Below are 11,539 nucleotides of genomic sequence, written 5' to 3'. Positions count from 1 at the left end.
GCCGTGGCGGAAGTACTCGACTTCCTTCGGGGTCAGCAGCATCACCGAAACCTCGAAGGTCTTCTTCGTGCCATCGGCCTTGGTCGCGGTGACCGCGGCGCGCTTGCTGGCGCCGTCCTGCAGGCCGGTGATGTCGATCACTTCCGAGCCGTCCAGGCCCAGCGACTGCGCGTTTTCGCCGTTGCGGAACTGCAGCGGCAGCACGCCCATGCCGACCAGGTTGGAGCGGTGAATGCGCTCGAAGCTCTCGGCGATGACCGCCTTCACCCCCAGCAGCAGGGTGCCCTTGGCCGCCCAGTCACGCGACGAGCCGGTGCCGTATTCCTTGCCGGCCAGTACCACCAGCGGCACCTTGTCGGCCTTGTACTTCATGGCCGCATCGAAGATCGCCAGCTTTTCCGGCTGGCCACCACCGGCCGGGTAGTACAGGGTGTTGCCGCCTTCCTCGCCACCGAACATCAGGTTCTTGATGCGGATGTTGGCGAAGGTGCCGCGGACCATCACGTCATCGTTGCCGCGACGGCTGCCGTAGCTGTTGAAGTCGGCCGGCTGCACGCCGCGCTCCTGCAGGAAGCGGCCTGCCGGCGAGTCCTTCTTGATGTTGCCGGCCGGGGAAATGTGGTCGGTGGTGATCGAATCGCCGAACAGGCCCATCACGCGTGCACCATGCACGTCGTCGATGCTGCCGGTCTGCATGGTCATGCCATCGAAGTACGGCGGGTTCTTGATGTAGGTGGAGGCGTCGCTCCACTCGTACAGGTTGCCGTCCGGCGAGGCGATGGTGTTCCAGCGGCTGTCACCCTTGAACACATCGGCGTAGTTCTGCTTGAACATCTCCGGGCCGATGGTGGCGGCGATGACATCGCCGATTTCCTTGTTGCTCGGCCAGATGTCGCGCAGGAACACCGGCTGGCCATCGCTGCCGGTCCCCAGCGGCTGGGTGGTCAGGTCGATGTCGGTGGTGCCGGCGATGGCGTAGGCCACCACCAGCGGCGGGCTGGCCAGGTAGTTCATCTTCACTTCGGGGTGCACGCGGCCCTCGAAGTTGCGGTTGCCCGACAGCACCGAGGTGACCACCAGATCGCCGGTGGCGATGCCGGCGCTGACTTCGGTCGGCAGCGGGCCGGAGTTGCCGATGCAGGTGGTGCAGCCGTAGCCGACCACGTAGAAGCCGATCTTCTCCAGCTCCTTCAGTACGCCAGCCTTTTCCAGGTAGTCGGTGACCACGCGCGAGCCTGGGCCGAGCGAGGTCTTGACCCACGGCTGGCGGTTCAGGCCCTTGGCGGCCGCGTTGCGGGCCAGCAGGCCGGCACCGATCATCACCGCCGGGTTGGAGGTATTGGTGCAGGAGGTGACGGCGGCGATGACCACTGCACCATCCTTCAGCCGCACCTTGCGGCCTTCGATCTCGATGTCGGCGTAGCCCTTGGCCAGCTGCTCGTTGCCGACCGCGGCGCCGCCGCCTTCATTGACGAAGGAGGAGACGTCGTCGCTGCGCTTGTCACGGTTGGCGGTCATGCCGACCAGCGCTTCGCGGTAGTTCTTCTGCACGTCTTCCAGCAGCACGCGGTCCTGCGGACGCTTGGGGCCGGCCAGCGACGGCTTCACCGTGCCCATGTCCAGTTCCAGCGTGGTGCTGTACTGCGCATGTGCACTGTTGGCGTCGTGCCACAGGCCCTGCGCCTTGGCATAGGCCTCGACCAGATCGATCTGCTCTTCGCTGCGGCCCGACAGGCGCAGGTAGTTCAACGACTCGGCGTCGATCGGGAAGATGCCACAGGTGGCGCCGTATTCCGGGGCCATGTTGCCGATGGTGGCGCGGTCGGCCAGTGGCAGATGCTGCAGGCCGTCACCGTAGAACTCGACGAACTTGCCGACCACGCCCAGCTTGCGCAGCATCTGGGTGACGGTCAGCACCAGGTCGGTGGCGGTGGCGCCTTCGGGCAGCTTGCCGGTCAGCTTGAAGCCGACCACCTGCGGGATCAGCATCGACGACGGCTGGCCGAGCATGGCGGCCTCCGCTTCGATGCCGCCCACGCCCCAGCCCAGCACGCCGATGCCATTGATCATGGTGGTGTGGCTGTCGGTGCCGAACACGGTATCCGGGTAGGCCACGGCCTTGCCGTCCTTGTCCGCGGTCATCACCACGCGGGCGAGGTTTTCCAGGTTCACCTGGTGGACGATGCCGGTGTTGGGCGGCACCACCTTGAAGTTGTCGAAGGCCTTCTGGCCCCAGCGCAGGAAGCCGTAGCGTTCCTGGTTGCGCTGGAATTCGATCTTGCCGTTGAGGTCCAGCGCGTCGGGCTTGCCGAACACATCGACCTGCACCGAGTGGTCGATGACCAGTTCGGAGGGAATCTGCGGGTTGATCTGCTCCGGCTTGCCGCCGAGCTTGACCACCGCATCGCGCATCGCGGCCAGGTCGACCACGCAGGGCACGCCGGTGAAGTCCTGCAGGACCACGCGCGCCGGCATGAAGGCGATCTCGGTGTCCGGCTCGGCCGCCGGGTTCCAGCGGGCCACTGCTTCGATGTGGTCCTTGCCGACGGTGATGCCGCCATCCTCGTGCCGGAGCAGGTTCTCCAGCAGGATCTTCATCGAGTAGGGCAGGTGGGAGATGTCGAAGCGCTGGCCCAGCGTGGGCAGGCTGAAGTAGTCGTAGGTCTTGCCGCCGACGTTCAGTTGGCTGCGGGTGGAGAACGAATCGCTCATGCGGGGTAACTCCTTCTTGCGGATGGCTTGCAGTGGCCCGCGCATGGGCGGACCTGCTTGCGGTCGCCGCGGGCCTGGTGGCCCCGGAGGTTCCAGTATGAACCCGAAACTGAATGGATTCACCCGGGCCGGGTCCGGCCTGCGGCATCGGTTCCAGACTACAGGGGAAGGTGTATGGCGTATGTCACGTTTGTGGCCGATCCTTTGCGAGGCAAGGGCTGGCGGGTCGCCGGTCCTGTTCAGGGTGGAAGTATGCCCGGGGAAGTATGTATAATTTGTGCATACTCTGGAGGGCCTACCGATGGAAGCCACTGTTGCAGAACGCGGACAGATCACCCTGCCCAAGGCGGTGCGTGATGCCCTCGGCCTGACCAAGGGCACGCTGCTGAAGGTCGAGCTGGACGGCAGCCGCATCATCCTGCGCAAGAGTGTTGACGATGCCATTTCACGGGCGCGCGGCAAGTTCGCGCTGGACGGCTTCGAGTCGTCCGATGCGGCAGTACGCGCGGTGCGCGACGAGGAATAAGCCGTGATGATCGCCGTTGATTCACCGGTGCTGGTCGAGCTGCTCAGCAATGGCCCGCAGGCCGATGCCGTGGAAGCCATCCTCCGGCAGAGCCTGGTCGGCGGCCGCGTGGTGGTCTGCGGCGCGACCCTGGCCGAAGTCTGCGCATCGCTGCGCGGCGGCGCCGAGGTGCTCGAAGCGCTGGAAGAAATGGGCGTGCACTTCAACCCGATGGAAGCCAAGTCGGCGTTGCGCGCCGGCGAGATGCACCGTCGCCACCGCCAGCGCAGCGGCAGCCGCCGCAGCCTGGACGAATTCATGGTCGGCGCCCACGCACTGTTGCAGTGCGATGGCCTGATCACCTGGAACGACACGTTTTACCGCGACTACTTCAAGGGCCTGAAGCTGATCGTGCCGCACGCCTGAGCCCACTTTGTTATTTCAACCTACGCATTACCCGGGAGTTGTCATGTTGGAAGCCTACCGCCACCACGTCGCCGAGCGCGCTGCGCTTGGCATCCCGCCGCTGCCGCTGAGCGCGCAGCAGACGGCCGATGTCATCGAACTGCTGAAGAACCCGCCGCAGGGCGAGGCCGAGTTCCTGCTCGACCTGCTGACCCACCGCGTGCCGGCCGGCGTCGATGACGCCGCCAAGGTCAAGGCCTCGTACCTGGCCGCGATCGCGCTGGGCAGCGAGCAGAACCCGCTGATCAGCCGCGAGCGCGCCACCGAACTGCTGGGCACCATGCTCGGCGGTTACAACGTCGCTCCGCTGGTGCAGCTGCTGGACGACGCCAGCGTCGGCACCATCGCCGCCAACGGCCTGAAGAAGACCCTGCTGGTGTTCGACGCCTTCCACGACGTGCAGGAAAAGGCCAAGGCCGGCAACGCCAACGCCCAGGCCGTGCTGCAGAGCTGGGCCGATGCCGAGTGGTTCACTGGCAACCCGGAAGTGCCGCAGAGCCTGACCGTCACCGTGTTCAAGGTGCCGGGCGAGACCAACACCGACGACCTGTCGCCGGCGCCGGACGCGACCACCCGCCCGGACATCCCGATGCACGCCCTGGCGATGCTGAAGAACAAGCGCGACGACGCGCCGTTCACCCCGGAAGAAGACGGCAAGCGCGGCCCGATCCAGCAGATCCTGTCGCTGAAGGACAAGGGCCACCTGGTTGCCTACGTCGGCGACGTGGTCGGCACCGGCTCCTCGCGCAAGTCGGCCACCAACAGCGTGCTGTGGTGGACTGGCGATGACATTCCGTACATCCCGAACAAGCGCGCCGGTGGCGTGTGCCTGGGCGGCAAGATCGCGCCGATCTTCTACAACACCATGGAAGATGCCGGTGCGCTGCCGATCGAGCTGGACGTGTCGAAGATGGAGCACGGCGACGTCATCGAGCTGCGCCCGTACGAAGGCAAGGCGCTGAAGAACGGCGAGGTGATCGCCGAATTCCAGGTCAAGTCCGACGTGCTGTTCGACGAAGTGCGTGCCGGTGGCCGCATCCCGCTGATCATCGGCCGTGGCCTGACCGGCAAGGCGCGCGAGGCGCTGGGCCTGGCCCCGACCGACCTGTTCCGCCTGCCGGTGCAGCCGGCCGACACCGGCAAGGGCTTCTCGCTGGCGCAGAAGATGGTCGGCCGCGCCTGTGGCCTGCCGGAAGGCCAGGGCATGCGCCCGGGCACGTACTGCGAACCGAAGATGACCTCGGTCGGCTCGCAGGACACCACCGGCCCGATGACCCGCGACGAGCTGAAGGACCTGGCGTGCCTGGGCTTCTCGGCCGACCTGGTGATGCAGTCGTTCTGCCACACCGCCGCCTACCCGAAGCCGGTGGACGTAAAGACCCACCACACCCTGCCGGAGTTCATTTCCACCCGTGGCGGCGTTTCGCTGCGTCCGGGCGACGGCGTGATCCACAGCTGGCTCAACCGCATGCTGCTGCCGGATACCGTCGGCACCGGTGGTGACTCGCACACCCGTTTCCCGGTGGGCATTTCGTTCCCGGCCGGTTCGGGCCTGGTCGCCTTCGCCGCGGCCACCGGCGTGATGCCGCTGGACATGCCGGAGTCGGTGCTGGTGCGCTTCAAGGGCAAGATGCAGCCGGGCGTGACCCTGCGTGATCTGGTCAACGCGATCCCGCTGTACGCGATCAAGTCCGGCCTGCTGACCGTGGCCAAGGCTGGCAAGAAGAACATCTTCTCCGGCCGTATCCTGGAAATCGAAGGCCTGCCGGAGCTGAAGGTCGAGCAGGCGTTCGAACTGTCCGACGCCTCGGCCGAGCGTTCGGCCGCCGGTTGCTCGGTGCGCCTGAACAAGGAACCGATCATCGAGTACCTGACCAGCAACATCACGCTGCTGAAGTGGATGATTGCCGAGGGTTACCAGGATCCGCGTTCGTTGCAGCGCCGTATCGAGAAGATGGAAGCGTGGCTGGCCAACCCGCAGCTGCTGGAGCCGGATGCGGACGCCGAATACGCTGCCGTCATCGAGATCGACCTGGCCGACATCCACGAGCCGATCGTGGCCTGCCCGAACGATCCGGACGACGTGAAGACCCTGTCCGAAGTCGCTGGCGCCAAGATCGACGAAGTGTTCATCGGTTCGTGCATGACCAACATCGGTCACTTCCGTGCCGCTGCGAAGCTGCTGGAAGGCAAGCGTGACCTGCCGACCCGCCTGTGGGTGGCCCCGCCGACCAAGATGGATGCCTCGGAGCTGACCAAGGAAGGCGTGTACGGCACCTTCGGTGCCACCGGCGCACGCATGGAAATGCCGGGCTGCTCGCTGTGCATGGGCAACCAGGCGCAGATCCGCGAAGGCTCCACCGCGATGTCGACCTCGACCCGCAACTTCCCGAACCGCCTGGGCCGCAACACCAACGTGTACCTGGGTTCGGCGGAGCTGGCGGCGATCTGCTCGCGCCTGGGCCGCATCCCGACCAAGGAGGAGTACATGGCCGATGTGGGCGTGATCGCCGCCAGCGGCGCGGAGATCTACCGCTACATGAACTTCGACCAGATCGAGGAATACCAGGACGTGGCCAAGACGGTCGCTGCCTGATGCGGTAACTGAAAACCCCCGGCTCGCGCCGGGGGTTTTTGTTTGCGGGATGCCCTGTGGCGCCGAATCCATGCCCGGCTGCTGTTCGCGCGATGCGTGATGCGTGATGCGTCGAGCGTGGCTCGACACTACAGAGGCATCCACGCATTGCGTGGACGTACTTCGCGTCAGCTGCGGGCGAGGGCGAGCAGGCGTTCCGCTATGCGTTCCAGTGGTACCTGTTCGTCCGCGGCGCCGAGCTTGAACGCGGCGCCGGGCATGCCCCAGACCACGCTGGTGGCCTCGTCCTGCACCAGCGTGGGCGCACCCGCCTGGCGCATTTCCAGCAGGCCACGCGCGCCATCGTCACCCATGCCGGTGAGAATGGCGCCGATGGCGTTGCCGCCCGCGCTCTGCGCGACCGAGCGGAACAGCACGTCCACCGCAGGCTTGTGCCGGTTCACCGCCGGGCCGTCGTCGACGCGGCAGCGCCAGCGCGCACCGTCACGGATGATCCGCAGGTGCTTGCCACCCGGCGGCAGGTAGGCGTGGCCGGGCAGCACCGCTTCGCCGTCGCTGGCCTCGCGCACGGCCATCGCCGAGTGTCGGTCCAGGCGTTCGGCAAAGGCGCTGCTGAAGCTGGCCGGCAGGTGCTGGGTCATCACCACGGCGGGCGCGTCGGCGGGCATGCCTTCCAGCACCACGCGCAGCGCTTCGGTGCCACCGGCTGACGAGCCGATCGCGATCAGGCGATCGGTGGTACGGAACTGCGGTGAGGCGGGGCGCATCGAGGGGGCTGCGTCCAGCATGAGTTTCGGGACTGCAGCGCGCACCAGCGGGCGCACCCGCGAGCGCGCCGCCATCTTGACCTTGGCGATGATCTCGTCGGCGTAGCCCTGCAGGCCGCGCGCGACGTCCAGCTTGGGCTTGGAGACGAAGTCCACCGCGCCCAGAGCCAGCGCCTGCAGCGTAGTGTCGGCGCCGCGTTCGGTCAGCGACGAGATCATCACCACCGGCAGCGGGTGCAGGCGCATCAGGTTTTCCAGGAACGCCAGCCCGTCCATGCGCGGCATTTCCACGTCCAGGGTGATCACGTCCGGGGCCAGGCGCTTGATCTTCTCGCGCGCCAGCAACGGGTCGGCGGCGGTGCCGACCACGTCGATGGCCGGATCGCTGGACAGGATTTCCGTGAGCATCTGCCGCACGACGGCGGAGTCGTCGACGATCAGGACCCGGCAGGGGGCGTTGCCGGTCAAGGTCATTCGAACAGCTCCACGCCGCCGGTGACAGGGGCCTTGGACAGGCGCGCACGCACGGCCGATTCGGTCGCGGCGACTTCGGCTTCGTGTGCATGCGGCAGGCGCTGCACCACCACGCGGCCGGTATCGGCGAAGAACCAGATCTTGCGCGGATGGATGCCGCACAGGTCCTCGGCGATGATCGGGATATGCTCGGCCTGCAGGTACTGGCGCACGAACTCGGCGTTACGGGTACCGACCGGATTGCTGGTGAATCCCTTGAGCACGTTGGCGCCGCCGAACACCTTGGCCTCGATGCGCTTGCGGTGGGCGCCGCGCTTGAGCATGTCGTTGATCAGCAGTTCCATCGCGTAGCTGCCGTAACGCGCGGGCGCGCCGTCGCCGGCATTGCCCTCGGGCAGCAGGAAATGGTTCATGCCGCCGATCTTCAGTACCGGGTCGCGCAGGCACGCGGCCACGCAGGAACCCAGCGTGGTGGTCAGCGCGGTGGTGTCGTCCACCACCAGGTACTGGGTCGGCAGCAGCTTGGCCGCGATGGTCTGGAAGCGCGCATCCTGGTAGCGCATCACATCGTCGGTACGCAGCGAGGCGTTCATGCGCCGGCCTTTGCCGCACGGCGATACAGCGTACGGCCGCAGGGCTGGATCAGGTCGGCGGCGTGCAGGTAGTTCTCCGAGTGTCCGGTGTAAAGCAGGCCGTCATCGGCCAGGTGCTGCACCAGGCGGCCGAGGATGGCACGCTGGGTCGGCTTGTCGAAATAGATCATCACATTGCGGCAGAACAGCGCGTCGAATGGTCCGCCGACGTCGTAGCGCGGGGCGAGCAGATTCAATGGGCGGAACTCGATCAGCTCGCGTAGTGCCGGCAGCACGCGGCACTGGCCCTCATTGGGGCCGCTGCCACGCTGGAAATAGCGCCGGCGCAGATCCGGGTCGAGATTGGTGACCCGGTCGATGTTGTAGACGCCACGGCCGGCGGTGGCCAGTACCTGGGTATCAACATCGGTCGCGACGATGCGCACCGGCGGCTTCAGCGTACCGAAGGCCTCACAGGCGGTGATCGCCATCGAATAGGGTTCTTCACCGGTGGACGCCGCGCATGACCACAGCAGCAGCGGCGTGCGGCTGGAGCGCTGCTGCAGTTCCTCGCGCAGCTTGTCGAAGTGGTGCGGCTCGCGGAAGAACGAGGTCAGGTTGGTGGTCAGGGCGTTGGTAAACGCCTGCCACTCGTCGCCGTCTTCCTGCTCCAGATGGTCCAGATACTGCTGGAAGCTGCGCATGCCCAGCGTGCGCAAGCGGCGCGACAGGCGGCCATAGACCATGTCGCGCTTTGCCGGTGCAAGGGCGATGCCCACGCGCTGGTAGATCAGGTCGCAGACGCGGCGGAAATCACGGTCGGCGAACTCGAATTCGCGCGGGCCGGTGACGATGGGAGAAGAACTTTGCACGGGGGACGTGTCCATCGGCAGAGGCGGCGGCCGAAGCCGCCGCGGGTGGGTCTCAGAATTCCTGCCAGTCGCTGTCGCTAGCGACGAAGGTGCTGGCGTTGCTGCCGGCGCGGCGGACCGGTGCCGGCGCTGGAACCGGCTGCGGGCGCGCCACGGCGGCGGCAACACGGACCGGCTCGACACGCGCGGCCACCGCCTTCATTGCGGCGGAGACCTGGTTGTCCAGGCGGAAGATCGCCACGGCGTCGGCCAGCTGGCCAGCCTGTTCTTCCATCGCGCGCGCGGCAGCGGTGGCTTCCTCCACCAGCGCGGCGTTCTGCTGGGTCGTCTCGTCCATCTGCACCACGGTCTGGTTGACCTGCTCGATGCCGGCGCTCTGTTCCTGCGAGGCGGCGGAGATCTCGGCCATGATGTCGGTCACGCGCTGCACCGAGGCGACGATCTCGCCCATGGTGCTGCCGGCCTGGTGGACCAGGCTGGAGCCTTCGGCAACCTTGCCGACTGAATCATCGATCAGGCCCTTGATCTCCTTGGCGGCGGCGGCCGAGCGCTGGGCAAGGGTGCGCACCTCGCTGGCGACCACGGCAAAGCCGCGGCCCTGTTCACCGGCACGTGCGGCTTCCACTGCAGCATTCAGCGCCAGAATGTTGGTCTGGAAGGCGATGCCGTCGATGACGCTGATGATCTCGGCGATCTTCTTCGACGAGGCTTCGATGGCCGACATGGTGTTGACCACCTGGCCAACCACGCTGCCGCCTTGAGAGGCAACACCCTGCGCGCCGATCGCGAGCTGGTTGGCTTGGCGGGCATGCTCGGCGTTCTGGCGTACGGTGGAGGTCAGCTCCTCCATCGACGCGGCGGTTTCTTCCAGGTTCGCAGCCTGCTGCTCGGTACGGCGCGACAGGTCGCTGTTTCCCGAAGCAATCTCACCGGCGGCCAGGGTGATGCTGGAGGCACTGGCCTGGATCTGGCCGACGATCTGGGTCAGCTGCGCGACGGTTGTGTTGGCGTCGTCACGCATGCGGGCGAACACGCCCTTGTAGTCACCCTGCATGCGCGCGGTCAGATCACCTTCGGCGATGGCCGACAGCAGCTGCGAGAGCTTGCCGAGGTTGTCATCGCTGACCGCCATCATCGCGTTGAGGTTTTCCAGCATCAGGCGGAAATCGTGATCGAAGCGCTGCGCATCGCCACGGCGGCTGAAGTCGCCGGCAGCGGCGGCACTGGCCAGCTGCTTGATTTCGGCGTTGATGCGGCCGAGATTGGCCTTGACGGTGTCGACGGTGGTGGTCATCGCCGCCTTTTCGCCGGGGTAGCGGGCGATGTCGCGGCTCAGGTCGCCGACCGCGTACTGCTGTACCACGTCCAGCACGTCATGCAGGGTCTGCACGTGGCCGCCTACCAGGGCGTTGGTTTCCTGCACCATCAGCCCGTACTCGCCGGGGAAGGCACTGGCGTCGATGCGATAGCTCAGTTCGCCGGCATCGTGGCGGCGGGCCATTTCGCGCTGGCCGCCGATCACTGCGTGCAGCTGCTGCTGCATGCCGGACATGGCGTCCAGCAGGCGACCGGGTTCGTCATGCGCCTGCGGACCGATGTGGCTGTCCAGCTTGCCGCGGGCGATACCCTCGGCGACGGCCGTTGCCTGCTTCAGCGGCACGGCGATGCGGTTGCCGATGAGCCAGCTCAGGGCCAGCACGATCAGTACCAGCACGCCACCGGCGACGGCCATGATGGCGGTGAACACCAGCGCCTGCTTCTGCACGTCGTCCATGTAGACGCCGCTGCTGACCACCCAGTTCCAGGGCGCGAACAGGCCGGCGTAGGCCACCTTCTCGACCTCGCCCTTGCTGCCGGGTTTGGCCCAGCGGTAGTTGACGAAGCCGCCACCGGCCTTGGCTGCTTCGACCTGGTCGTAGTAGATGCGCACGCCGTCGTCGGTGCGGAAGTCCTTCATGTCCTTGCCGACCAGATCCTTGCGGAACGGGTGCATCAGCAGGCGGTAGCCGGTGTCGTAGATGTTGAAGTAGTAGGCATCGTTCTCGGCGCGCATCACTTCCAGCGCCTGCAATGCCGCGCTCTTGGCAGCCTCTTCGCTGAGTTCGCCGGTACCGGCCAGGCGGTGGTAGTGCTGCAGGATGCCGTAGCTCAGTTCGACCTGGGTCTTCAGCGCGGTCTTGCGGGTCTCGGTGAGGTCCAGGTACTGCATGCGGGCGGCGATCACCGAGAGCGCGATCACGCCGAGCGCGATGAGCAGCGTCAGCAGGTTGAGCTTGCGCCGGACGGAGAGGTTGCTGAAGTAGTGTTGCCAGCGATGCAGGAGATTCATCGAGCAGGACCAGGTCGAAGCGGGCGGGCGGCGCCGAGCCGGTCAGCGGCGGGACAAGCCGTGACAACCCCGTTATCGGCCGATGGGGCGGGGGATTGAGGCGCAGTGTCCGAACGTATTCAGGTTTCCTTGCAGCGGCGGCTGCGGCGCTGCCTGCGGCAGGCTTTTGAAGCAACAGCAACAGCAACAGCAACAGCAACAGCAGTTGGTCGGCGGTCGCGAGTTGAGAGGGGGGCCGGGCCAGGGT

Annotated in this window: 8 protein-coding genes; 3 read left to right on the top strand and 5 right to left on the bottom strand. The window is 66.5% G+C overall.

The window, feature by feature from the left end; all coding sequences use genetic code 11:
• On the bottom strand, positions 1 to 2,712 hold a 2,712-nt coding region (acnA, locus tag G5A07_RS09455), incomplete at its 3' end, for an aconitate hydratase AcnA (protein ID WP_191863202.1).
• A gap of 301 nt (positions 2,713 to 3,013) precedes the next feature.
• Between acnA and G5A07_RS09450 the strand changes: the two genes are divergently transcribed.
• Genes G5A07_RS09450 through acnB form a run of 3 tightly spaced genes read left to right on the top strand, consistent with a single transcriptional unit; the run spans position 3,014 to position 6,278 of the window.
• Positions 3,014 to 3,238, top strand: coding sequence for an AbrB/MazE/SpoVT family DNA-binding domain-containing protein (locus G5A07_RS09450; RefSeq protein WP_005409505.1), 225 nt, complete (start codon positions 3,014 to 3,016; stop codon positions 3,236 to 3,238).
• 6 nt (positions 3,239 to 3,244) lie between these two features.
• Entirely contained in the window at positions 3,245 to 3,643 is a 399-nt protein-coding gene (locus G5A07_RS09445) for a type II toxin-antitoxin system VapC family toxin (RefSeq protein WP_010482492.1), read from the top strand.
• Positions 3,644 to 3,686: 43 nt separating this feature from the next.
• Complete coding sequence (acnB, locus tag G5A07_RS09440; RefSeq protein WP_043398945.1) at positions 3,687 to 6,278, top strand: bifunctional aconitate hydratase 2/2-methylisocitrate dehydratase; 2,592 nt, start codon at positions 3,687 to 3,689, stop codon at positions 6,276 to 6,278.
• A gap of 167 nt (positions 6,279 to 6,445) precedes the next feature.
• Here acnB and G5A07_RS09435 read toward each other — a convergent pair whose 3' ends face one another.
• The 4 genes from G5A07_RS09435 to G5A07_RS09420 are packed head-to-tail and all read right to left on the bottom strand — an operon-like array spanning position 6,446 to position 11,292.
• On the bottom strand, positions 6,446 to 7,519 hold the full coding sequence (locus G5A07_RS09435; RefSeq protein ID WP_191863201.1) for a chemotaxis response regulator protein-glutamate methylesterase: 1,074 nt from the start codon (positions 7,517 to 7,519) through the stop codon (positions 6,446 to 6,448).
• Complete coding sequence (gene cheD, locus G5A07_RS09430; protein WP_014037083.1) at positions 7,516 to 8,112, bottom strand: chemoreceptor glutamine deamidase CheD; 597 nt, start codon at positions 8,110 to 8,112, stop codon at positions 7,516 to 7,518. Before cheD ends, G5A07_RS09435 begins: the two co-directional genes overlap by 4 nt.
• The gene (locus G5A07_RS09425) at positions 8,109 to 8,978 is read right to left on the bottom strand and encodes a CheR family methyltransferase (protein ID WP_191863200.1); all 870 of its coding nucleotides are present in this window, start codon (positions 8,976 to 8,978) and stop codon (positions 8,109 to 8,111) included. Before G5A07_RS09425 ends, cheD begins: the two co-directional genes overlap by 4 nt.
• Before the next feature lie 37 nt (positions 8,979 to 9,015).
• Positions 9,016 to 11,292 (bottom strand): methyl-accepting chemotaxis protein, encoded by a 2,277-nt coding sequence (locus G5A07_RS09420; protein ID WP_191863199.1) that lies wholly within the window; start codon positions 11,290 to 11,292, stop codon positions 9,016 to 9,018.
• Positions 11,293 to 11,539 lie beyond the last annotated feature (247 nt).

It is taken from the genome of Stenotrophomonas sp. AS012628 (assembly GCF_010608305.1).
GTDB classification, from domain to species: Bacteria; Pseudomonadota; Gammaproteobacteria; order Xanthomonadales; family Xanthomonadaceae; genus Stenotrophomonas; species Stenotrophomonas geniculata.
Note: the sequence above shows the minus strand (reverse complement) of the source record. Positions and strands in the feature narration are given on the sequence as shown.

What these genes read in the sequence shown, in the direction of transcription:
- G5A07_RS09445 (WP_010482492.1), top strand. Translation starts at nt 3,245, where the DNA reads ATGATCGCCGTTGATTCACCGGTGCTGGTCGAGCTGCTCAGCAATGGC.
- cheD (WP_014037083.1), bottom strand. Translation starts at nt 8,112, where the DNA reads ATGAACGCCTCGCTGCGTACCGACGATGTGATGCGCTACCAGGATGCG.
- acnB (WP_043398945.1), top strand. Translation starts at nt 3,687, where the DNA reads ATGTTGGAAGCCTACCGCCACCACGTCGCCGAGCGCGCTGCGCTTGGC.
- G5A07_RS09450 (WP_005409505.1), top strand. Translation starts at nt 3,014, where the DNA reads ATGGAAGCCACTGTTGCAGAACGCGGACAGATCACCCTGCCCAAGGCG.
- G5A07_RS09435 (WP_191863201.1), bottom strand. Translation starts at nt 7,519, where the DNA reads ATGACCTTGACCGGCAACGCCCCCTGCCGGGTCCTGATCGTCGACGAC.
- G5A07_RS09425 (WP_191863200.1), bottom strand. Translation starts at nt 8,978, where the DNA reads ATGGACACGTCCCCCGTGCAAAGTTCTTCTCCCATCGTCACCGGCCCG.
- G5A07_RS09420 (WP_191863199.1), bottom strand. Translation starts at nt 11,292, where the DNA reads ATGAATCTCCTGCATCGCTGGCAACACTACTTCAGCAACCTCTCCGTC.